This is a genomic window from Bacillota bacterium, from assembly GCA_040754675.1.
Taxonomy (GTDB): Bacteria; Bacillota; Limnochordia; order Limnochordales; family Geochordaceae; genus Geochorda.
Genome location: JBFMCJ010000013.1, coordinates 1 through 22,207 on the forward strand (window position 1 = coordinate 1; position 22,207 = coordinate 22,207).

At 68.0% G+C, this 22,207-nt stretch carries 21 protein-coding genes, 3 tRNA genes and 1 pseudogene; 14 read left to right on the plus strand and 11 right to left on the minus strand.

The genetic code is table 11. From position 1 onward, the window contains the following. The 3 genes from AB1609_01635 to AB1609_01645 all read left to right on the plus strand — a co-directional run. On the plus strand, window positions 1-398 hold a 398-nt coding region (locus AB1609_01635; protein MEW6045175.1), incomplete at its 5' end, for a hypothetical protein. A gap of 184 nt (window positions 399-582) precedes the next feature. Then, on the plus strand, window positions 583-1,470 hold the full coding sequence (locus tag AB1609_01640) for a DUF2268 domain-containing putative Zn-dependent protease (protein ID MEW6045176.1): 888 nt from the start codon (window positions 583-585) through the stop codon (window positions 1,468-1,470). A 12-nt stretch (window positions 1,471-1,482) separates the two neighbouring features. Continuing rightward, window positions 1,483-1,815 (plus strand): DUF5348 domain-containing protein, encoded by a 333-nt coding sequence (locus tag AB1609_01645; GenBank protein MEW6045177.1) that lies wholly within the window; start codon window positions 1,483-1,485, stop codon window positions 1,813-1,815. Here the strand turns inward: AB1609_01645 and AB1609_01650 are convergent. Beyond that, window positions 1,736-2,125, minus strand: coding sequence for a DoxX family protein (locus AB1609_01650; protein ID MEW6045178.1), 390 nt, complete (start codon window positions 2,123-2,125; stop codon window positions 1,736-1,738). The two genes, AB1609_01645 and AB1609_01650, sit on opposite strands and share 80 nt — an antisense overlap. A gap of 436 nt (window positions 2,126-2,561) precedes the next feature. Between AB1609_01650 and AB1609_01655 the strand changes: the two genes are divergently transcribed. Next, window positions 2,562-2,891, plus strand: a complete 330-nt coding sequence (locus AB1609_01655; protein ID MEW6045179.1) for a tyrosine-type recombinase/integrase — start codon at window positions 2,562-2,564, stop codon at window positions 2,889-2,891. Between the two features lie 786 nt (window positions 2,892-3,677). On the opposite strand, the gene AB1609_01660 is transcribed toward AB1609_01655, so the two are convergent. After that, window positions 3,678-4,523 (minus strand): hypothetical protein, encoded by an 846-nt coding sequence (locus AB1609_01660; GenBank protein MEW6045180.1) that lies wholly within the window; start codon window positions 4,521-4,523, stop codon window positions 3,678-3,680. A gap of 786 nt (window positions 4,524-5,309) precedes the next feature. Between AB1609_01660 and AB1609_01665 the strand changes: the two genes are divergently transcribed. Next, window positions 5,310-5,702, plus strand: coding sequence for a hypothetical protein (locus tag AB1609_01665; GenBank protein MEW6045181.1), 393 nt, complete (start codon window positions 5,310-5,312; stop codon window positions 5,700-5,702). A gap of 525 nt (window positions 5,703-6,227) precedes the next feature. Here AB1609_01665 and AB1609_01670 read toward each other — a convergent pair. Continuing rightward, window positions 6,228-6,521 (minus strand): annotated as a pseudogene (locus AB1609_01670) (nicotinate phosphoribosyltransferase). A gap of 302 nt (window positions 6,522-6,823) precedes the next feature. Here AB1609_01670 and AB1609_01675 point away from each other — a divergent pair. Then, entirely contained in the window at window positions 6,824-8,203 is a 1,380-nt protein-coding gene (locus AB1609_01675) for a hypothetical protein (protein ID MEW6045182.1), read from the plus strand. A 453-nt stretch (window positions 8,204-8,656) separates the two neighbouring features. On the opposite strand, the gene AB1609_01680 is transcribed toward AB1609_01675, so the two are convergent. Then, window positions 8,657-8,732, minus strand: a tRNA-Phe gene (locus AB1609_01680). Window positions 8,733-9,016: 284 nt separating this feature from the next. On the opposite strand from AB1609_01680, the gene AB1609_01685 reads away from it, so the two are divergent. Further along, window positions 9,017-10,144 (plus strand): glycerate kinase, encoded by a 1,128-nt coding sequence (locus tag AB1609_01685; protein ID MEW6045183.1) that lies wholly within the window; start codon window positions 9,017-9,019, stop codon window positions 10,142-10,144. Between the two features lie 22 nt (window positions 10,145-10,166). Then, complete coding sequence (locus AB1609_01690) at window positions 10,167-10,919, plus strand: CBS domain-containing protein (protein MEW6045184.1); 753 nt, start codon at window positions 10,167-10,169, stop codon at window positions 10,917-10,919. 126 nt (window positions 10,920-11,045) lie between these two features. On the opposite strand, the gene AB1609_01695 is transcribed toward AB1609_01690, so the two are convergent. The 3 genes from AB1609_01695 to greA form a co-directional block, all read right to left on the minus strand. Further along, window positions 11,046-11,122 (minus strand) — tRNA-Asp (locus AB1609_01695). Between the two features lie 32 nt (window positions 11,123-11,154). Further along, window positions 11,155-11,229: transfer RNA gene (locus AB1609_01700), tRNA-Val, on the minus strand. A gap of 100 nt (window positions 11,230-11,329) precedes the next feature. Then, entirely contained in the window at window positions 11,330-11,860 is a 531-nt protein-coding gene (gene greA, locus AB1609_01705) for a transcription elongation factor GreA (protein ID MEW6045185.1), read from the minus strand. 80 nt (window positions 11,861-11,940) lie between these two features. On the opposite strand from greA, the gene AB1609_01710 reads away from it, so the two are divergent. The 4 genes from AB1609_01710 to AB1609_01725 all read left to right on the plus strand — a co-directional run bounded on the left by AB1609_01710 (window position 11,941) and on the right by AB1609_01725 (window position 15,717). After that, window positions 11,941-12,873 carry a Ku protein gene (locus tag AB1609_01710; protein MEW6045186.1) on the plus strand — a complete coding sequence of 311 codons (933 nt, stop codon included), beginning with the start codon at window positions 11,941-11,943 and terminating at the stop codon, window positions 12,871-12,873. Window positions 12,874-12,907: 34 nt separating this feature from the next. Beyond that, window positions 12,908-13,936, plus strand: a complete 1,029-nt coding sequence (locus tag AB1609_01715) for a hypothetical protein (GenBank protein ID MEW6045187.1) — start codon at window positions 12,908-12,910, stop codon at window positions 13,934-13,936. Then, the gene (gene ligD, locus AB1609_01720) at window positions 13,933-14,841 is read left to right on the plus strand and encodes a non-homologous end-joining DNA ligase (GenBank protein MEW6045188.1); all 909 of its coding nucleotides are present in this window, start codon (window positions 13,933-13,935) and stop codon (window positions 14,839-14,841) included. Before AB1609_01715 ends, ligD begins: the two co-directional genes overlap by 4 nt. A gap of 75 nt (window positions 14,842-14,916) precedes the next feature. Further along, window positions 14,917-15,717 (plus strand): hypothetical protein, encoded by an 801-nt coding sequence (locus AB1609_01725; GenBank protein ID MEW6045189.1) that lies wholly within the window; start codon window positions 14,917-14,919, stop codon window positions 15,715-15,717. A 93-nt stretch (window positions 15,718-15,810) separates the two neighbouring features. Here AB1609_01725 and AB1609_01730 read toward each other — a convergent pair whose 3' ends face one another. The 4 genes from AB1609_01730 to arcC all read right to left on the minus strand — a co-directional run bounded on the left by AB1609_01730 (window position 15,811) and on the right by arcC (window position 19,894). After that, a complete protein-coding gene (locus tag AB1609_01730) occupies window positions 15,811-16,914 on the minus strand; it encodes an Mrp/NBP35 family ATP-binding protein (GenBank protein MEW6045190.1) in 1,104 nt (367 codons plus the stop codon). A gap of 72 nt (window positions 16,915-16,986) precedes the next feature. Beyond that, the gene (locus tag AB1609_01735; protein MEW6045191.1) at window positions 16,987-17,880 is read right to left on the minus strand and encodes a phosphosulfolactate synthase; all 894 of its coding nucleotides are present in this window, start codon (window positions 17,878-17,880) and stop codon (window positions 16,987-16,989) included. 106 nt (window positions 17,881-17,986) lie between these two features. After that, window positions 17,987-18,916, minus strand: coding sequence for a malate dehydrogenase (gene mdh, locus AB1609_01740; GenBank protein MEW6045192.1), 930 nt, complete (start codon window positions 18,914-18,916; stop codon window positions 17,987-17,989). 33 nt (window positions 18,917-18,949) lie between these two features. Next, complete coding sequence (gene arcC / locus AB1609_01745; GenBank protein ID MEW6045193.1) at window positions 18,950-19,894, minus strand: carbamate kinase; 945 nt, start codon at window positions 19,892-19,894, stop codon at window positions 18,950-18,952. A 149-nt stretch (window positions 19,895-20,043) separates the two neighbouring features. Here arcC and groES point away from each other — a divergent pair, with 149 nt between their 5' ends. Continuing rightward, window positions 20,044-20,334 carry a co-chaperone GroES gene (gene groES / locus AB1609_01750; GenBank protein MEW6045194.1) on the plus strand — a complete coding sequence of 97 codons (291 nt, stop codon included), beginning with the start codon at window positions 20,044-20,046 and terminating at the stop codon, window positions 20,332-20,334. Between the two features lie 92 nt (window positions 20,335-20,426). Then, on the plus strand, window positions 20,427-22,046 hold the full coding sequence (gene groL, locus AB1609_01755) for a chaperonin GroEL (GenBank protein MEW6045195.1): 1,620 nt from the start codon (window positions 20,427-20,429) through the stop codon (window positions 22,044-22,046). Window positions 22,047-22,207: the final 161 nt, after the last annotated feature.

The following is a 22,207-nucleotide window of genomic DNA, read 5'->3' on the forward strand; positions in this document are numbered from 1 at the left end:
CTCGCGCCCACAGGCCCGTCCTCGAAGCCGTTCCGGGGGGAATTCAGCCAAGAGCTCTCGAAAGGCCCTTTGCCCCAGTGCCAGCGCCGACCAGTCTCAACGAAGCAGAACCAGACTTCAAAGGTGTGGAAGCGTCGTTTCAAATCCTGCAGTTTGCGTTCGTTGGCCTCTTGCTGGTGCCGTGGGAGCTTTCACCGCTGGTACGGCTCGTCCCCTTCGCGTGGCCCCACCGCCTGCTGAAGCTCGTCACGGTGCGGGGCGAGCGCCTGCTGACCATGCCGTGGCCTGAAGTCCTGGGGGCGGTACTGGTTTCACTCGCCTGCTTCGCCTTCGGCTGGGCCGCCTTTCGGAGTTGCCTGGCGGTAGTTCGGCGGCTGGCTCGCCTCGGCCACTACTGAGTCGCTGAACCGTATCGATAGCCCCAGGAGCCGCGAGGAAGGGCTGCCCGCAGGGAAGCCTACCTGGCTCCTTGTGAGGCCGGGACGGCCGCCTGCTGGCCCTTATCGGTGACGCCTCCGGCCCTAACCAAACTTGGCTGTCCCAAGCCCTGGCTGGACTATAATCCACGAGGAGGAGTAGTGCATGGGCGTACGGGCCATCCATGCCGACCTGTTACGCGCCTGGATCGCCGACCCAGGTTCCGCGCGCGCCCTCAACGACTATGTGCAGACGCACCGGCCCCTGCTGGAGGCCTACGACGCCAGCTTCGGGCCGGGTGGCGACGTCGTAGAGGACTACCGCCACCGTTGGTCCGCGCGGGTGGACGAGGCGCGGGCACTCGTGGCACGCCTGCGGGATCTCGATCCGACCGGGCTGGCCCTGGCGGGCTTGCGTGCGGCTATACGGCTGTTACACCCGCGCCAGGAGCCGGAGGTCGTGTTGCTGGTCGGGCTCGGCTATAGCAACGCCTGCCAGCTCGTGGTCGGCGGGCGTCCCGTGGTGGCGATCTCCCTCGAGGCATGGGGCGGCGAGTTCTTCGGCGCATACCTTCCCTGGGACGACCTACCGCTCTGGGTTGCGCACGAATGCGCGCACGTGGTGCGGTATACGGAGGGCGCGTGCGCCGTGCGCGACTTCATCGCCCGGGAGGGCTTCGACTACCGCCGGGCGCTGGCGGCCCTGCCGCTGCGCGAGTTCTTGGCCGATGAGGGGTTGGCGACGGCCGTGGCAGAGGCCTGTTGCCCCGAGGCGGAGCCGGAGCGGGTCCTCGGGTTCAGCGCCGAGGTGCTGGCCTGGTGCCGCCGCCACGAGGTGGACCTCTGGGCGGAGGTCGCGCCCCGGCTCGACTCGCCACTCGGCGAGGAGGGGTACGCGCGCTATTTCTCGGCGGGCGGCGGCGACTTGCCACCACGCACGGGATATTACCTGGGCTGGCGAATGGTTAAGTCCTACCTGGAACGGCATCCCGGGGTCGGGCTGGATGCTGCCGTCCGCGTGCAGGCGGAGGCGTTTGTAACCGCGAACGCCTAGGCTCAGCACGCCGTGCCTGAGCAGCCGATCCTTGTCCTGCGTACCCGAGGATGTGCCAGCCGGTTCTGGACAACCCCCAAAACAGGCCCTAAGCAGGCGTTTGAGGAGCCGGACGGATCAGAAGCCACCGGCCTGCCGACAAACGGCGAGGGTAGGCGGCTGGCTTGTGGCGACGTGGCGCTGCATGCCGGCGATCCCATCCGGGTGCTTGTCAACGGGACGTGGGTACCCGGGCGCGTCGGGTGGGATGACCGCAAGGCCCCGGTCAGCCCCCCAGGCTTAGCGGCCAAGGCTGCGGTAGAAGGGTCATCATCAGCGCCGCACCCGCGAGCGCCGGATTCTTGAAGAAGTTGGTCTGCTCGCCCATGCAGGCCATGGGGTCCGGCACAGCCCAGTAGCTGTGCATCCAGAAGGCCACCACCAGAAGGAAGACCACAATGAGGCCGAGGCCCACCGTGGGCAAGTAACCCAGAAGCACACTCAGCCCGCCGGCTAACAGCATGAGCCCTGTACCGATCACGGCGGCCTCGGGTGCTGCTATGCCTTTGGATCGCGCGTAGCCGGCCATGGACGAGACGTTGCGGAAGTGGTTGAACGCGTTCAGGATGAAAAAGCCACCGTAGATGATCCGGCCGAGGAGGAACACAATTCCCACCGCACCCTCCTCGCTTGGACTCGATACCCGATCTTCCATATGGGGTTCCATATAGCCACCCGGCGCGGTTCGCCGGGCATCCACTGAGAGTCTTCCGACCATCCGGCCTAGCTTTCTCCGGTTCACCACCTCCTCGGGGGCACTTGCCGCATCGACGGCACCCCGGCTTATCCGGGCCGGTGCCTCTCCCCACTCACCGCGGGGCGCCTCTCCTTTCCCGCCGAGCCCGGCCTCGCGGATCGACCAACCGGCCCGCCACACGCACGGATGGCGGACCGATCCCGGGGGTCGTGGCAGGCTCGGTCGCAGAGGCATCCCCGAGCCAGCGCTGCGCCAACCGATGCACTTCGGCCAGTACGGAGCGCAGGTCCTCGCCCTGGCTCCGGAGCCTGTGACGGCTTTGAAAGCCTGGCGCAAACGGTGAGCCGAAAAGCGCATGCGAGCTGGCGGTGGTTACTTCGACCGCTTCAACCTCGTCTTCGCCACCGGGACCGGGTGGCCGATGAGCCGGCACAACGTGACCCGGGACTTCGCGGCCCTACTCAAAGCCGCTGGGGTACACTATCTTTCGTTTCACAAGCTTCGGCACACTTTCGCGACCCGGCTGCTGGATGCCGGGGCTGACCTGGATGCCGTAGCCGAGCTACTTGGTGGCGACGTCGAAGTGGTCAAGGACTTCTACGTGGGAAGCCATCCCGAAGCAATGAGAGCGGCGGTTCACCGCCTGGCCAGGCACCTGCGCCCCAACTCGGCCGAGGCGAAATGACCGCCGCCCCACTCCGCTCTCTTGTCACCATCCGCCGGGACTTCACCCGGCGGACGGTGATTGGTGCGAATACATCTATGGCAAATCCGCTTGGCGACGCCCCTTGACGCCCCCATCCCCCGCCGAGAACGGTACGGCCCCCTGCTTGCACTCTACATGCTGCGGGTTGGAGCTTCCTGACTATTGGCAAAGTATTGGCACAAACCCTGCGTTTTTCCAGGTCGCTTCCAGTTCCGATCCGGCAAACCCGCATAAAAAGTGGTGCCGAGGGCCGGAATCGAACCGGCGACACCGGGATTTTCAGGCCAGAGCGAATGTTTGCCTGTGTTCCCCTGCGTTCCGCCGAGTTCCGTCACACCACGGATTCGGGCACCTGGAAGTACGTCCCAGTCTCCGTGTGTTCAGACAGATCCCGCTTCGTTTTTTGACACATCTTTGACTGCGCCGCAAGGGGGATACGGTCTAAGGGGTATGTCCTCCTGCCAGACGGGGCAACCGCGCATCGCGAGCCCGCAGGTCGCTCCCCCCATCCTTCGAGCCGCCAGGGCAGGGTTCGGCTGCCAACTCGGTGGTGGCCTCCTGCCTGGGCCACGCTGAGATGGATAGGGGCCGGGGCTCATGCTCGAGCGCTTCCTGAGCCTGAAGCCGTCCAGAAGGCAGAGAGTTGGCATCGACTTCGACTGGCGCCGTAGCGATGGGGCGGCTGCCTCGGTGTACCGGCGCTTCGGGGAGTAGCACGTGGTCGCCGTGGCCACCTATAGCTTTCGGGCCCGCTCCGCATAAGGCTCAGCTGTTCGCAGTCCAGCCTTCGAGCGTCCCGTCGCTCACCCTGACCACGCCCAACCTCTCGGCCAATTCCCCGGCTTCGGGGCTGATGGATAGGCCTGCCACCGCCGCTAACGCGAACCCGGTCACCTTGCGCAGGATGCCCGCCCGACGATGCGCTCGTTCGACATCGCCAGCCCCCACGCCCCAGGAGACTTCGACCACCAGGTAGGCGTCCTGGCCGGTGGCGCGCAAGCGCCCTCGTGCGACCATGTCGGCGTCCAGCAGGTCGTCGCGCTCCTCCCACGTCAGCCGCCCGTCCAGCAAGGCTGGCTCCACCAGACGGTCGAGTTGCTCCACGCTCAGCACCCGAAGACCCTGCAGCACTCGCCCGAAGTACGAAGGAGCCCGCTCGCGGTACGTGCGCTCAAGATCGCTGCCTTTCAGTCGGCCCACGTCACGGTCGAAGCGCTCCTTGAGGTCGTCGAGCTCTGCCCGGATTACCCGGAAGCCCTGATCGGTCGATTCAGCCAGTTCGGCCAGCCGCTGCTCCGTCTGCCGCTGCGCTTCGGCCAGCGCATCGACCCGCGCCGTCAACGCATCTAGCCTCGCGGTCAACGCCTCCAAGCGATCTTCGGTACGCTGCTGGGCTTCCGCCAGCTCCCGCAGCCGCTCCTCCGTTCTTCGCTGCGCCTCGGCCAAAAGGCGCGTCTGCTCACCCAGCTCCCGAACCAGCCGGGGCAGGTGGAGCATATCCTCGGCGAGCACCAGCCGCCGAAGCTCGTCCCGCCACTCCGGATGTTCCCCCAGCAGCCGGACGAGGTCGTGAAAGTCCTGAACCGTAAAGGCCATGCCGCATTCGCTCAACCTTCCGGCGCCATCATACCACACCCCGGGCCTTCGTCCTGAGGCAGCCAGCCTCGTCCCTGCGTTATGGCCGAAGCAGCGTGGAGCTGAGCAGGCTCGGTCCCGGCCGGTCGTGCGACCCTCGCTTCCCGGCCAGCGGCCGGCCGTCAGGCCGGCGTCCGCGGCGGGCAAGGTAGGCCATGACCATGGCGATGCAGTCCCCCACCTCCCCCACGACGCCTTCTCGGGCTAATATCACGGCCGAGGCGGTCCATGGTGCGGTGGGCCGGCTGCGCCGCGACCCGCCACCCCGTGCCTCGGGGCGCCAGGCACCCCAGCGGCCGGAAGGCGCCGGATGGAGACGAACAACTCGACCAGCACCCAGCCCAGCAGCACGTGGAGCACCACATGGTTGGAATCCGAACCGGGTGGTCGGAGATGGCAGGAAGGAACCGGTGGGTTCGCCCGAAAAGCCGGGCGTAGGTCTCTCGAGCCGCATGAGACCTTGCGGGTTCCCGCCCGAAAGGTCGTTCCAGGGAAACAGCGAGACCCACTCGACCACCTCAAAGTAGAGAGCCAACACGACCTGAGCCACAACCGCCTTGGCCACTGGATTGCACCGCCCTTACCGGGCCCACCGGCAAGGAGCGTGGCCTGCACAAAGCCGGCCCCGGGCGGGTTGTACTTGAACCGCCGATGTGCTGGAGAGACGAAATGGCCCGGGTTATATACTCCGGGGGGCAGCGCGCCGCGTACTTCGTCGGACAGCGGGGCGGGAGGCGCACAGCCCCTGAACAAGGCATTGCGGTGGTATCTGTGCTTGCGGCGCTCGGCATGGCCGCCGCGTTCGTCAGCCAGGCGTTCATCCCCGAGGCGAGCAGCCACGGCACCACCTGGGGCGTCGCGGCCGGATGGCAGCGGGAGATCGCCTTCTGGAACGTGGCCATGGTGACCGCCGTTCTCCTAGCGCTTCGGTCTGGCCGTGACGAAGTTTCGCGAGTGGTGGCCACCTCCCTCGTCGTGCTCGGCACGGGGTTGGGCACCAATCACGCCGCGGCGTTCCTTGCGGGCGCCCGCTCGGGCGTGCCCCTCTTTGGTGCGACCGGCGGTACGCTCTGGCACGCCTACGGACCGGCCGTGAACTACGCAGGGGTGCTGCTGAGCGTTTACGCGCTTGCTGCCAGGCGTAGAGCCAGGTGAAGGGCGCCTCCCGCCGACCCAAAGAGAGCCCGGTTTGGCAGGGGGGTACGGCGGCCGAGCTAGACCGGACTCCACAGCGTTCCAGCACTCTTCCAGCGCCTGCGGCGTGGGGAAGTCTGATGGCTGTGCCATCGCTGTCCGAGACGTCCCCTTCCAGCGTGCCAGCCAAAAGCATCTGAACTGCGACCAGATGCGCCAGTGTGGCCTGCACGGACCCGAACCGCGGCCAGGGCATCTCTCTCAGCCCACCCGTTGTGGCAGCGTGGCGTGCCGGCTTCGGTTCGATCATGCGGCCAGTTACCCCGGACCGCAACGTTGAAGCTCTCCGCCACCGCCTGGAATGCCTCCTGCTCGCCGTCAAAGCGGCGATGATCGGCTCCTGCACCCGCCGGAAGGCAAATTCGGCCACCGGCCGGCCCCGCGCCGCGCGCACGATTCGGGCCTCCTTGGTCGCGATAAGGGTCGACGCGCTGATGGCGTGGAGCAGCCCGGACTCGAGCGGCAGGGCTTCTCGGAAAGGAGCGGTCACGCGCAGCAGCGGTTCGTTAGGGCACGCACCGACCCTTCACGCATGGCCAGGATCTCGCCGGCGAAGCGGAAGTGACGCAGTTCCTCCAGAAACCGCTCGTCGTAATCCCGGATCTGCCGCAGGTAGGCGATGTCGTCATCCGTGTACCGGAAGCGCAGGACGAACTCGAGCGCCAGGTCGAGGCCTGCCACGAGCAGGTAGGCACCGCCGAAGGGCGCCGAACGCGTATACAGCTCGAAGGTGGTCAGCGCATTGCGCCCGCTGCGCCAGCTCACATAGGCGGCATCGGGGTGGTAGAGGTCCGGTCATCAGCCCCGTGGGCGTCCCGTACGTGTGCCACATACTGACCCTCCATGGATGGACAACATCCGGGCAGTCATCACAATGTGCTTTGAAGGCGAACCTGTGCAGGCAGGTATTCCACGCCCCAACCTTAGCGGGAGACTCGAGCGCGTCAGTGGGGACCGGGCGGGGCCGGCGCTTCGTCTTCACGAGGGCCTGCAGGGAGGCCGACAGCGTGTATGTAAACGCGGGGTTGACACGACGCCACCGGCTTCTGCGGCGGCCAGGGCGTGAAAGGAGGAAGGCCGTGTTGCGAAAGGCAGGCCGACCCGGATCGAGATGGCCGTACGGGGTAGCGGCCGCGCTGCTAGTGGGCGGGGCCGGGCTCGCGGCGGGGCGAGCGTGGTTCGCCGCTGCCGGAAAGCCCTCGGCCGAGTTGGTGCAAGCTGCCCTCGTCCGTCAGGGCATCACGGTGCCGCGACCCTTCGTATTGCACGAACGCTACCTGCGCGCCCGGCTCAGCCCCGATCCGGGGTCTGACCTGGTGGTCGTCTTCGGCGACGGTACATGGTTCGACACGCTGGCCATCCTGCACGACGGCGAGCTGCGCTTCCGGCAGGCCCTGGATCAGTTGGGCCCCGGGTCGGGAGTGCGGGCGCTGGAGGCGAGGACGCTGCTGTCCACACCGTACCCGCAGGTGGTACTGGTCTACGACGCGGGCGAAAGCGGCACCCGCTACCCGAGCTCGCTCAGTTACCTGTACGTCTTCACGTACCTGCCAGACGGCGGCTTCCGACAAGTTTTCAAACAAGTCGTGAGGGATGAACGCCGCCGCGAGGACGGCGCCATTGTCACGGAGTACGCGTACCGCTTCGAGAACGGCCCGCAAGGCGAATCCGCCATCGTGTTGACGGACAAGCAGACGGGCGAGGAGTTCACCTATCGCTGGGACGGGTGCGAATACGCGCAACTCCCGGCGGCGGGCGGGCCCCGGCTGCCAGCCGCCTGTCTCCTTCTGCGCCACATCGCGTCGTTCAGCAGCTACCTCGGGCGTTTCGAGGTGCGGGGCCGGGCGATCTATCTGTACTCGGATGTGCTGGACGAGGTGAGTGCGGACCCGGCCTGGTTCCAGGACCGGCACCCCTCGTGGAACGGGGAGCCCGTGCGGATCGCCCGGTGGGAATGGGATGAAGGCTCAGCGAGCTTCGTCTACGTCGGCGAAGCGTTTGCTGTCGACTTCGCGCCGGGCCTTCCCGACCTCTGGGAGCTGGCCGATCGAGACAATCGGCTGGCGCTGGAGACCGCGGACGCCCCCTGGGCCCACCTCGTGCCGCCGTCGATACGGGTCAAGGCGGTTGCCGAGGCCGACCTGGACGCCGACGGGCACGGCGAGGTGGCGGTGCTGTGGACCGACCCTGAAAAGGAGGGGGTCCTATCGAGCTTCTTCCCCGGACTGGTCCCCAAGACCCTGGCCGTGTTCAAGCCCACGAACGCGGGCTTTGTCACCGCCGCCCGCGTGGACGGCGTCGGGGAGGACTACGTTTTCAGCCAGATGACGGTGCAGGACGTCACGGACGACGGCCTCGCCGAGGTGCTCCTCTGGGGCTACAGCCCCGGCGGCAGCGGAGGCTCTGCCGTTCTCGAGGTCTTCGCCAAGGACCGCGGACAGCGCTACGTCGAGGGAGACTGAACCGACGTACCGGCACCTGGAGACGAGCGCAGCGCGCCGCCGGAGTCTCCCGGCCCTGCCGGTACGGCCCGAATTCGCGACCCGGATGCTGGGGCTGACCTGGATGCCGTAGCCGAGCTACTGGGCGACGACGTAAAGGGGTGGTCAAGGACTTCTACGTGGGAAGCCGCCCGCAGGCCATGACAGCGACCATCCACCGCCTGGCAAAGCACCTTCGCCCCAGTGCGACCGAGGCACACTGACGCCTCTCTTGGCTTGGTGCGGGGCCACTCCCGAGGGCTCTCAGTGCCTCGCACCTCGCCATTGGCCGTTCGCGCCGGCGATAGGCCAACCGCCGTACGTGGTACCGTCGGGCAAGGACTGGAAGTGCCTTACTATTGACAGAATATTGGCACAGCGGCTTGGCCCTGCCAGTCGGCCTCCAGCGCCGACCCCGAAAAACTGCATGAAAAGTGGTGCCGAGGGCCGGAATCGAACCGGCGACACCGGGATTTTCAGTCCCGTGCTCTACCAACTGAGCTACCTCGGCACCGTGCAACATTGTCCGGCAGCCGCCGGACGCCCCTATTTTACGGCCCACGCTCCCCCCTGGCAAGGGGCCAACCGAGCAGGCCGGAGGGCGACTCAGCCCAGCGCCCGGAGGACCAGCTCCAGGAGTGCGGTAAGGCCGCCAGCGCGTTGCCCGCCCGGACGGGATGGCGCAAGAGGGGCGCCTCCGGTCTGGGGCGAATCCTGTCGGCGGCTCGCACCTCACGCCGCTGGAGGTGACGCCTCACGTCCGCGTCAACACACCCGCGCATCCGGCGAATCGTCGTGGCACCAGACTCTTTCAAGGGCAGCACCACGGCCCGCCAGGCTGCCGAGGCCATCGCCCGGGGGCTTCTCCGGTCTCTTCCCGGCGTCGAGGTCGAGACAATCCCCATGGCCGACGGTGGCGAGGGCACCGTCGAGGCGCTCGTCGACGCCACCGGCGGCCGTTACGTGCAGACCCCCGTCGTCGGCCCGCTTGGCGAACCCGTCACCGCCCGCTTCGGCATGCTCGGCGACGGTACCACCGCGGTCATCGAGATGGCCGCCGCATCGGGCCTCCCCCTGGTGCCTCCCCACCGCCGCAACCCGATGGTCGCCACCACCTATGGCACGGGCCAGCTCATCCGCAAGGCCCTCGACCTCGGGGCGCGGCGCATCATCATCGGGATCGGCGGCAGCGCCACCGTGGACGGCGGCGCCGGCATGGCGCAGGCTCTGGGCGTTCGGCTACTGGACGCGGAGGGCCGGGAGCTTGGCCCCGGCGGCGGGGAACTGTCGCGCCTCTCCCGCATCGACCTCTCCGGCAGGGATCCCCGCCTGCAAAACGCTGAACTCCTCGTCGCCTGCGACGTGGACAACCCCCTCTACGGGCCCAGAGGGGCAGCCCCCGTCTTCGGCCCCCAGAAGGGCGCGACCCCGGAGATGGTGGCGCAACTCGACGGCAACCTCCACCACATGGCGGAGGTCATCCGCCGGGACCTCGGCGTTGACGTCTCGCAACTCCCGGGCGGCGGCGCTGCCGGCGGCCTGGGAGCGGGGCTCGTCGCCTTCTGCGGCGCTCGCCTGCAGCCCGGCGTCGAGCTGGTCATCGCAGCCAACCGCCTCGAAGAGCGCCTTCGGGGTGCCGACCTCGTGGTCACCGGGGAAGGCGCCCTCGACCGCCAGACTCCGCACGGCAAGACGCCCGCCGGAGTGGGGCGCCTGGCACAGCGGCTGGGCGTTCCGGCGGTGGCCATCGTGGGCGCCGTCGGGGAAGGCGTGGACCGCGACATCCTGCGCTCCTGCGGGCTCGACGCCATCCTGCCCATCGTGCCGAGGCCGATGAGCCTCTCTGACGCCATGGCTCAGGCCGAACTCCTCCTGGAGCAAGCCGGAGAGCGGCTGGGCTGGCTCCTCACGGTGGGCTGGTGATTGTGGTGGTGGGCCGCTGACCATGGACGAACAGACCCAGCAGTTCCTCGAGCTCTTCTTCGCAGTGGAACAGGTCCTGCGGAAGATGTGCGGGGGCCGGGACGAGGGCTTCTCCCGCCTCCTCAACCGTGCGCGCGACGAAAACGCCGTGGTTCGGCGCTTCGAGGCGGAGCTGCGTGCCCTCAACGAACTCCGCAACCTCCTGGTGCACGCGCCCCTGCCCATCCCCCTGGCCCGCCCCTCGCCGCAGGCGGTCGCGGCGCTGCAGTTCATCCACCGGCAGCTCACCAACCCGCAACGGGTGCTGCCGCGCTTTGCACGGCAGGTGGCCGTTCTCGCCGACAGCCAGACGTTCGGCAACGCCGTGGACGCGATGCACCGGACCGGCTACTCCCAGTTCCCCATTTACCGTGACCGCATCTTCGTGGGCCTGCTCACGGACGGCCTCATGGCGCGCTGGATGGTGGCGCACATCGACCGCGGCTTCCAGGAGCTTCGCAAAACGCCGCTTCACCAGGTGCTGGACCAGGCGCCCCGCCGCGCCAGCGTGGCCTTCGTCCCACGCACGGCCACGGTGCCCGAAGTGATGGAGATGTTCGAGCAGCACATCCGCCACGGGCAGCTGCGCCTGGACGCCATCCTCATCACCGAAAACGGGCGTCCCGACGAGGCGCCGCTCGGGATCATCACGCCCACCGACGCAGTTGCCATGGCCACCGAGGAGGCCCAGCTCCTGCCAGCCGACCTGGCCCATCCCGAAATCCAGGCCGGCTGACCGACCGCATCGTACAGGCGCGCTGCCGGGGGCGCTGACTGACCGTCAGTCGGTCCGCGGGATACCTCGCCGCACCGGGCAGGAGTGCCACACCCGGCAGGAGTGGAGGCGGCGAAGTCGCGAGAATGGCGGGACCGACGGGATTCGAACCCGCGATTTCCGGCGTGACAGGCCGGCGTGTTAAACCGCTACACCACGGCCCCGCAGAAGCTCAAAGCCCGAACTCGTCAGCAGGTGGTGGGCGGAAACGGGATTGAACCGTTGACCTCCTCCTTGTAAGGGAGGCGCTCTCCCGCTGAGCTATCCGCCCGGTATCGGGCGCCCGTCTCTACGCCCGGCCCGACCGGATTATCCCATAGGCCCTACCGGGTGTCAAGGCAGGCCAGCCTGGGGATGGCCTCGCAGCGGCGCTATGCCGGCGCCACCTCAGAGCCCGGGCGGGCCTCGCCCGTCGACTCCTCCACGGCCTCGATGCGGTACTCCAGCGTCCCTGCGGGAACCTCGACCGTCACCACGTCTCCAACCCGCCGGCCCAGCAGCGCCTGCGCCACCGGCGAGCGATGCGAGATGCGGTTCTGCGCCGGGTCCGCCTCCGCCGAACCGACGATGGTGTACGCCTCCTGTTCGCCCGACCTCAGGTCGCGCAGGCGAACCAGGGTGCCGATGCGCACGCTCCGCTCCACTTCCCGGCGCCTGTCCCCGTTGGCGTCGATGACCCTCGCAGACTTCAGCATCTTCTCGAGTTCCGCGATACGGCCCTCCACGAAGGCCTGCTCGGCCTTGGCGGCCTCGTATTCGGGGTTCTCCCAGGCGTCCCCGAAATCGAGGGACTCGCGGATGCGCTGGGTGATCTCCTGCCGCTTCACCGTACGCAGGAACTGAAGCTCCTCGCGGAGTCGGCGCGCTCCCTCGGGGGTCAACAGGAGTTCCTCCGAGTCCAGCATACGCGCCTCCCTCCTAAAAACCGCTTTCAATGCCTTCTTTTCGCCTGCCAGGGTACCGGTTCCTCCCTTTGCATAGGATGGGGACCGCCCCAGCGCTCGGCGGGCTTGAGGTGCCCGCTGGCCGGGAAGCTAAGGACGAGAGCAGGGAGGAAAGCTCTTTGGGCCCTTTTCGCAGTCTTTGGCGAGCGACCGTGAGCTTCGGGCTGGTGAGCATTCCGGTTAAGGTGTATGCAGCCACCGAGGATAAAGAGATTCACCTGCGCCAACTCCACCAGCGCTGCCATTCCCCTATCGAGTACCGCAAATGGTGCCCGGTCTGCCAGGTCGAGGTGTCCTCGGACGAGATCGTCACGGGCTACCCGGTCGCCCCGGGGCGCTACGTGGCCCTGACCGAAGAGGAACTCCAGGGCCTCCCCCTGCCCGAGGCCCACACCATTCAGATTCTGGACTTTGTCCGGCTGGCCGATACGGACCCCATCTACTTCGACCGCCCCTACTACCTGGAACCCGCCGACGGCGGGCTTCGGGCTTACCGCCTGCTGGCCGAGGCCATGGTCGAGACCGGGCGGCTGGCGGTGGCACGCATGGCCATGCGCCGCCGGGAGAGCCTCTCTGCCCTTCGCGTCGTGGACGGGGTGCTGGCGCTTCAGACCATGCGCTTTCACGACGAAGTACGCCCGCCGCGAGAGGTGGTGGAGCTTCCCCAGGGCGCCGAACCCACGGAGCGGGAGCAGCAGATGGCGGTGGAACTGGTGAAGGCCCTGTCTTCGCCCTTTGAGCCGCAGCGGTACGTCAGCGAACGCCGCAGGGCCTTCGCCGAACTCCTGGAGCGCAAGGCCGCCGGCCAGGCCATCGTCGAGGCCCCGCCGCGGGAGCCGCCGGCGGTGGTGGACCTGGTCGAGGCGCTGAAGGCAAGCCTGAAGCACGTAAACGGCAAGCACGCCGATGGGACCGAGCGGGAGGGAGCCGCAGACGGAGCCAGGCGCCGGCGGACGCGGGCCCGCACGTGAAGCGAGCTCCGGCCCCCAGGGGGGTGGCGCGCCGATGCCCGGCCCGATCCGCCCGATGCTCGCTCAGCTCGCCCCGGGCCCTTTCGACTCGGAGCAGCACCTCTTCGAACCCAAGTGGGACGGGCTGCGAGCCATCGGTTACGCCGGGGCGGGCGGCTCGTGGCTGCAGAGCCGTAACCTGCGGCGCTGGCCGCACCAGTTTCCCGAGGTGGTCGCGGCCCTGGAGGCCTTGGGCCAGCGGCATGCAGCCGTCGTGGACGGCGAGCTGATCGTTCCCGATTCCCGGGGGCGCCCCGACTTCGAGGCGGTGATGGCACGAGGCCGCACCATCTCCCCGGCCCGAGCCAGGCGGGCAGCCACCGAGAGGCCGGCCGTCCTGGTCGTGTTCGACCTGATCTACCTGGACGGCGATGACCTGCGCAGGGCAGGCCTCGAGGAGCGCCGGCGGCGCCTGGAGGCGTGGTCCGCGGATTGGCCGCGCCAGCAGGCCGTTATCCTGTCGCCCGTCGTGGCCGGGGAGGGGCGGAGGCTCTTCGAACAGGCCGTACGCCTGGGGCTGGAGGGGGTCATGGCAAAGGCGAGGGGTAGCCCCTATCTGGAGGGCCGGCGCAGTTCGTGGTGGCTCAAGGTGAAGCCCTTCAAGCAAGAGGAGGCGTGGGTGGTCGGGTTCATCCCGGCAGGCGCTCGCGGCCTGCGGGCGCTGGCCGTGGCCCTGGCGGCCGACGGGGACGGAGCTGAAGCCGGCACGCCCGCCAGCCCGCCAGGGGCGCGCCTTAGGGTCGCAGGCCTGGTCGGATCCGGGCTTTCTGCCGAAGACCAGCGGCGGCTCCTCGGCCTCCTGCGCGCGGAGCCAGCGCCGCCTCAGGGCATCATCCTGCCGCCCGGCAGCTTGCCCCCCGAGTGGCACAGCATCCGGTGGGTGGATCCCCGGGTCAAGGTGCGCATCCAGTACCTGGAGCGCACGCCCCACGGATGGCTGCGCCATGCGTCGTTCCGCGGTCTTTCGGCGCCGCATGCACCCGGCTCAGCCCAGGCGCCGCCGCCCGGGGGCGAGACCCGATGAACGTTCGCATCGACGGGCGAGAACTCCGCCTGACCAACCTCGACCGGCTTCTCTGGCCCCGGGATGGCATTACCAAGGCTCACCTCATCGACTACTACCTTCAGGTGGCCCCGCTGATGCTCCCCCACCTGGCGGACCGCCCGCTCGTGCTCACCCGCTACCCGAACGGCATCGAGCACCCGTCTTTCTACCAGAAGGACGCGCCCCATCCCCGCCCGGCCTGGGTCAGGACGGTGCAAATCGGCCACGAGGAACGCGCCATCGACTACGTCGTCGCGGACCACCCCGCCGTGCTGGCGTGGCTCGGCAACCTGGCCGCCATCGAAATCCACCCGTGGATGTCCACCGCCACCGACCCCGAACGTCCCAACCTCTTGGTTATCGACCTCGATCCCGATCCGCCTTCAGGGTTCGAGGAGAGCCGGCGCGTCGCCCTCTGGCTTCGCCCGGCTCTGGAACAGCTTGGACTGCTCGCCGTTCCCAAGCTGTCTGGGGCGACCGGGGTGCACGTCTGCATCCCGCTCGAACCCCGCTACTCTTACGCGGTGACGAGCCAGGTGGCCGCCGCCATCGGCCGCGTCCTCGCCGAGCTCCGCCCGGAACTGGTCACTGCCGAGCGGCTCGTGCGCCGCCGGCGGGGCCGGGTCTACGTCGACCCTTACCAGAACCTGCGCGGCAAGACCGTGGTGGCCGCTTACTCCCCCCGCCCGCTCCACGGGGCCCCGGTGTCCGTGCCCGTGACGTGGGACGAACTGCTGTCCGTCTCCCCAATGGACTTCACGATCGCCAACGCTTCCCGCTGGACTTTGGGCCGGCGGGACCCTCTGGCGGAGGCATGCAGCAGCCCCCAGTCCCTTGACCGGTTGCTGGAGCGGGGGCTCCTCGAGCCAGGCCTGCGGGCCTGACACGACGCATAGCGGCCCGGTGGCCGACGGATACTTGGAAGGGTACACCATTGGAGCCCTGGAAGGAGGTCATCCATGGCCATCGCGCAAGACCACGCGGCCCGAACGCCGGCCGCCCGGCGCCTCAAGAGCAGCGGAAGGTCCTGGACGGCCGCGGAAAAGGAGAAGGTGCGGCGCCTCGTCGCCGACTGCCAGAGCCGCGGCCTGCCGCTCACCGAAGCCTTTCGAGAGGTTGCCCAGGCGCTCTCCGACCGAAGCCCGGCGGCGGTGGCCATGCTGTACTACAACGTGCTTCGCCGCGAGGACCCGGCGAAGCGCACCAACGGCTCGGCGCAGAAGGCCGCCCCTGAAGCGCCCCCGGCACCGGCGGTGACTGCGGCCCGTCCCCTTCAAATCACGGGGGACCTGGTGGAGGCGTTCGAGGGGCTGCCCGAATACATCGCACGGCTTCACCGCAGGCTCGACGAACTGGAGGCGGCTGTGCAGGCGCTGCCGGCACCGACCCTTGGTTCCCTTGCGCACTGGGCCGAGGGAGTCGCCTCTGCCCTGAACGCGGCGGCGCAGTTGGAAGCGCGCCTTGCCACCCTTGAAGAAGAACGCCGCCGGCTCCTCGAGGAGAACGAGCGCCTCCACACCTGCCTGGAACAGGCTGGCCGCCGCCTCGCCGAAGCCGAGACCGCCTACCACGAAGCTCGCGAACTCTACGAGATGTTCACCAACATGGCGAGCATCTCGCAGATCATGAGCCTCGGCGACTTCAAGCAGCGCATGAAGACCACGCTGGACCGGTGGGGCAGCGTGCTGAAGGTGGAGTTTGAACCCGCTGCAGCCGTGCTGCCGGCTGCCTCGCCGCACCAGGCCGGCGCCGCAACATGATGAAGGCTGGCGGAACCCCGCCAGCCTTCGCCACTTGCCTCGCCGGGAGCATCCGCGCCGGGCGAACCTGCCGCGCCCGCGTCCGGGAGCGGTTCAGTGCGGCAACTGGATGTACGGCGCCGCCGACGGCACGACCTCGCCCATACGGCGCTCGAGCGCCTGCGCCGCCTCGCGGAAAGCTGCGCCGATGGGATCGCCCTCGAACGCAGCCAGCGGCTCGCCCTGGTCCCCCGACTCCCGCAGCCTCGTATCCAGCGGCAGCCGCCCCAAAAGCGGCACGCCGAGGATGTCGGCGATCCGCTGCCCGCCTCCGCTGCCGAAGATCTCCTCCCGCTCGCCGCAGTGCCGGCACACGTAGTAGGCCATGTTTTCGATGACGCCCACGATGGTCTGGTTGGTCTTCTCCGCCATGCGGCCCACCCGCCGCGCCACCACCGACGCCACGGGCTGCGGCGTGGTCACCACCAGCAGGTAGCTCTGCGGGATGAGCTGGTACATGCTGATGGGGATGTCGCCGGTTCCGGGCGGCATGTCGATGAGAAGGTAGTCCAGGTCGGCCCACAGCACGTCCTTCAGGAACTGCTCCAGCGCCTTCATCAGCATGGGGCCCCGCCATACGACGGCGGTATCCTCGTCAACCAGCGAACCCATCGAGATGACCTGGAGCCCGTACGCCTCCTGCGGAGCCAGCGCCCCGTCGATGACCACCGGGCGCCCCTTGATGCCGAGCAGCTTGGGCACGCTGAACCCGTAGATGTCGGCGTCCAGCACGCCCACCTTCTTGCCTGAGGCCTGCAGCGCCACCGCGAGGTTGACCGTGACGGTCGACTTGCCAACTCCGCCTTTGCCGCTGGAGATGCCAACGATGGTGGTGTTGGACGAGGGATCCAGGATGGGCGAGCGAGCCTGCCGGCGGGGGCTCAAGCGGTTGACCAGCGCCTGGCGCTCCTGCTCGGTCATCTCGCCCAGGCGGACGCGCACCTCGCGCACCCCGGGAAGCTGGGCCACCCGGCCCTTCACATCCTCCTCGATCCGGGACCGCAGCGGGCAGCCGGGAATCGTCAACACCACGTCGACCTCGACCAGGCCATCGCGGATGCGAATGTCCTTCACCATGTTGAGATCGAGGATGCTGCGGTGCAGTTCCGGATCCATTACCGAGCGCAGAGCCCCGATGACCTGCTCGCGACTGACCATAAGACGGCATGACCCTCCCCGCTGCCGCTGCAGGCGTCCCACGGCAGCCTCATCAATTAACCTGGTTACATGTTACCCGTGGCGCAATACCCCGTCAACGCGGGCTCGGCGCCCATTCGCCGCCTGCGCCCACACTTTCAGGGTGTCGGCTCGCAGCCCCCATCGCATGGCAGCCAGCGTGAAGATGTCCGGCACCTGCACGTTGCCGAGCCCTACGTCGGGTCCCATGAGCATCAGCAACTCCCGCTGCTGTTCGGGCCGCGGCGCCTCCCAGATCACGTGCTGCGGATGAACCAGCCGCTCCAGGAACGTCTGCCACCGGTCAAGCCGCAGGCGGCCTTCCTCGTTGAACACCCCCACGCCCTGCCCCGTGTCCCTGGCCTCGATCACCACATAGCGCGCTCCGCAGGCGATGTCGGCCTCCACCTGTGCAGCAGCCAGCTCCGGCACGAAGGCCCGGGCCGGATCCTTGCTGCCCACCTCGCTGATGACCGAAAAGCCGCGCTCCACCGCCAGGCGGATCAGGCTGGCGCGCCGCTCGGGCGAGAGTTCGAAGGTGCCGTCCGACACTTCCACCCACGCAAATCCGAGCCGGCGCAGTTCGTCGAGGACGGCATCGGGCTGCCCGAGCTCCCTGGCCATCTCGAGCAGGGTGCCCCCCGGGTACACCTCCACGCCTGCACTCCGGGCCTCCCGCACCTTTGCCGCCACCTGTTCCGGCCGGTACAAAAGCGTGCTGCCGAACGCCAGCTTCCAGAACTGAACGTGAGGCGCCGCCACCTCCAGGAGGTCGCGGAAGTACCCCGGCGGAACGCCCTTGTCGATGACCATGGTGACCCCGGACCCGGCCTGACCGTCGGTCCCGCGGGCGCGCGGCGGCCAGCCGGCGTCCCGCACATACCAAAGACAGCTGTCCCACAGGCCGCTCGTGGGGTCAAGCGGCCAGCGCATGGCGCTTTGCGCCATCGTAGCAACCCCCTCCCCGGCCCTGGCAGTCTATGAAGGCTGTCTCTGGCGGGCACCGGGGAGGGGGTTGTGCTGCGGGGAGGAGCCTGCCCCGCGAGGGCTTCCCTTACGGCAGCGTGAGGGTCTTGAGCGGCCCCCGCACCGCCTCCACCGACCGGGCGAACGCCTCCTGCTCCTCGGGCAAAAGCTCGATCTCGACGACGCGTTCGACGCCCCGGCCCCCGAGGATGACCGGCACGCCTACGTAGATGTCCTTGTGGCCGTACTGCCCGTCCAGGTAGGCGATGACCGGGATGAGGCGCTTCTGGTCCAGCAGGATGGCCTCGACCATCTCGGCGATGGACGCGCCCGGCGCGTAGTAGGCGCTGCCGGTCTTCAGGAGGTTCACGATCTCGCCGCCGCCCTTGCGGGTGCGCTCCACGATGGCGTCCAGGCGATCCTTCGGGATGAGCTTTTCGACCGGGATGCCGCCGGCATAGGAGTAGCGCACCAGCGGCACCATCTGGTCACCGTGCCCGCCCAGCACGAACCCGCTCACGTCCCGGACGGAGATGCCGAGTTCCATGGCGATGAAGGTGCGAAAGCGGGTCGAGTCCAGCACCCCCGCCATGCCCATGACCCGGCTGGTCTCCCAGCCGAGGTAGCGCCAGGCCGCATACGTCAGCACGTCCACCGGGTTGCTGACCACGATGACGTAGGCGTCCGGCGAGAATCGCTTCACGTTGCGGCAGACCTCTTCGATGATGGCCGCGTTGGTCTTCAACAGATCCTCCCGGCTCATGCCCGGCTTGCGGGCGATGCCGGCCGTCACCACCACCACCTGGGAACCCCGCGTCTGTTCGTAACTGTTGGTTCCCGCAATCTTCACGTCGAACCCGGCGACCGGGCCCGCCTCCTGCAGGTCCAGCGCCTTTCCCTGGGGTAGCCCTTCGATTACGTCCACCAGCACCAGGTCGGCCAGCCCCTTCGAGGCCAGCCAGTGAGCGGTGGTTGCGCCCACATTCCCAGCCCCGACGATACTAACCTTTGGCCGCACGGCTGAACTACGCCCCCCTGCTTTATTGCTTGACTACGGCACGAAGGTGGTGCCCGCCGTGCCGTCGACCGCCTCTTCCAGAAGCTCCAGCGCCGTGATAGCGGCCCGGCCCCCGGTGGCCTCCACGAACTCGACGCACGCCTTCACCTTAGGGGCCATGCTTCCCGGCGCAAACTCACCCGATTCCAGGTAACGCCTGGCCTCGGCCGTCGTGACCGTCACAAGCTCCCTCTGCTGCGGCGTCCGGTAGCCCAGGTAGACCCGGGGCACGTCCGTGAGGATCACCAGCAGGTCCGCACGCATCTGGGCAGCGAGCCGGGACGAAGCCAGATCCTTGTCGATCACGGCTTCCACCCCGGTCAGCACGTAGTCGGCGTCCCGCTTCACCGGGATGCCGCCCCCGCCCGCGGCGATGACGATCACTCCCTGTTGCAGCAGCAACCGGATGGCCTGGGCCTCCACGATGGACACGGGTTGCGGCGAGGCCACCACCCGGCGCCAGCCGCGCCCGGCGTCCTCCCTGTAGGTATAACCGGTCTCCGCAGCCAGCTGCCTCGCCTGTTCCTCCGAATAAAACGGCCCGATGGGCTTGGTGGGGTCGCTGAACGCCGGATCCGACGGATCGACCACCGTCTGCGTCAGGACGGTGACGATGCTCTTCTCGATGTTGGCCCTCACCAGCTCGTTATAAAGCGACTGCTGGATGAGATACCCCAACAGCCCCTGACTTTCGGCCCCGCAGACGTCCAGAGGCATGGGGGCGACCCCTGCTGCCCGCCCTGCTTCCTGCTGCAGCAGGATGCTCCCGACCTGGGGGCCGTTGCCGTGGGTCACCACCACCTGGTGGCCGCGCTGAACCAGGCGCACCAACTGGCGGCTCGTCTGCCGGAGGTTTTCCCGTTGCTCGGCCGCGGTGCCACGCTGGTTTGGCTTCAGGATGGCATTGCCACCCAGCGCCACCACCATCATCAGCTGCATGGCTTCAGTCTGTAGTATTCCATCGCTGGAGGGGGCATCCTGCTGTTGCAGCCTCTTGACACGGTCTCTAGCCGATCTATAGTAGTGGGCTGGTAGCACTCACCGGCGTCGAGTGCTAATAACATCCCGCCGGGCAGAGGGGGGAGAGCATGGCAGAGGTTCGACCGCTCGGGGATCGGGTGCTGGTCAAGCCCATCGAGCAAGAGGAGCGCACCAAGGGGGGTATCGTTCTCCCGGATACCGCGAAGGAGAAGCCCCAGCTCGGTGAGGTGATCGCCATCGGCACCGGCCGGCTCCTCGAAAACGGCCAGCGGGTCCCGCTGGAGGTGAAGGTCGGGGACCGGGTGATCTACGCCAAGTACGGCGGCACCGAAGTGAAGCTCGACGGCGTTGAGTACCTGATCCTGCGGGAGAGCGACATCCTGGCCATTCAGAAGTAGTCCGGCTTTGCTCGCGCAGGCCAGCCTGCTGCCTCGTAAGAGGCGCTTTTGCTGGCAGAGTCACGGATACAGGAGGGTGAGGGAACAGAGCTATGGCTGCCAAGCAGCTTGCGTTCGACGCTGAGGCTCGCCGGGCGCTCGAGCGCGGCGTGAGCACGGTGGCTAACGCCGTGAAGGTCACGCTCGGGCCTAAGGGCCGCAACGTCGTTCTGGAGAAGAAGTACGGTTCGCCCGTCATCACCAAGGACGGCGTGACCGTCGCCAAGGAGATCGAGCTCAAGGACCCCTACGAGAACATGGGCGCCCAGCTCTGCCGCGAGGTGGCGTCCAAGACCAACGACATCGCAGGTGACGGCACCACCACTGCCACGGTGCTCGCCCAGGCCATCGTCCTGGAGGGCATGAAGAACGTGGCCGCCGGCGCGAACCCGATGCTGGTCAAGAAGGGAATCGACCGGGCCGTCGGGGCGGCGGTCGAGGAGATCAAGCGGATCTCCATCTCGGTGAAGGACAAGGACGACATCGCGCACGTTGCCGCCATCGCGGGCAACGATCCCGAGATCGGCAAGCTCGTGGCCGAGGCCATGGACAAGGTGGGCAAGGACGGGGTCATCACCGTCGAGGAGTCGAAGGGCACCCAGACCACCGTTGACGTGGTCGAGGGTATGGAGTTTGACAAGGGGTACATCTCCCCGTACTTTGTGACCAACCCGGAGGCCATGGAGGCGGAGCTGGAGGATCCGTTCATCCTCCTGCACGAGAAGAAGATCTCCAACGTTCACGACCTGCTGCCCGTGCTGGAGAAGGTCGTGCAGGCCGGCCGGCCGCTGCTCATCATCGCCGAGGACGTCGAGGGTGAGGCGCTCGCCACGCTGGTCGTCAACAAGATCCGGGGCACCCTCAACTGCTGCGCCGTGAAGGCTCCGGGCTTCGGCGACCGGCGCAAGGCGATGATGGAGGACATCGCCATTCTGACCGGCGGTACCTTCCTGTCCGAGGACCTGGGCATCAAGCTCGAGAACGTCACCCTGGACCAGCTCGGCCGCGCCCGCCGGGTGCGCGTGGGCAAGGAGAAGACCACGATCATCGAGGGCCAGGGCGATCGCCGCAAGATCCAGGGCCGCATCGAGCAGATCAAGAAGCAGATCGAGGAGACCGACTCCGACTACGACCGGGAGAAGCTGCAGGAGCGGCTCGCCAAGCTGGCCGGCGGCGTGGCCGTCATCAAGGTCGGCGCGGCGACCGAGACGGAGCTCAAGGAGAAGAAGCACCGGATCGAGGACGCCGTCAACGCCACCCGGGCGGCCGTCGAGGAGGGCATCGTGCCGGGCGGCGGCGTCACCTACATCCAGGTTCTGCCGGCCCTTGACAGGATCGAGGCCAGCGGCGACGAGCTGGTGGGCGTCAACATCGTGAAGCGGGCGCTGCTCGAACCGGCCCGGCAGATCGCTGCCAACGCCGGCCTGGAGGGCTCGGTCATCGTCGAACGCATCAAGGGCGAGACGCCCGGGCGGGGTCTCAACGCCCTCACCGGCGAGTTCGTGGACATGGTGAATGCCGGCATCGTGGACCCCGCCAAGGTGACGCGCACCGCGCTGGAGAACGCCGCGAGCATCGCCGGCATGGTCCTCACGACCGAGGCGCTCATCTCCGAGATCCCGGAAAAGGAGAAGAAGCCGGCCTACCCTCCCGGCGGTGACATGGACTACTGATGCCGGGGCGGGCATAGAGCCGAGCGCCCGGCGCAACAGAAGGGGGCCTTGACCCGCGAAAGGGTCGGCCCCCTTTCTCGTGGAAAACCCGGCCAGCGCTTCCGAAGGGATGACCCCGCATTTACGGCGGCACCTGGGTACCCGTCAAAGGCGGGCGGCTT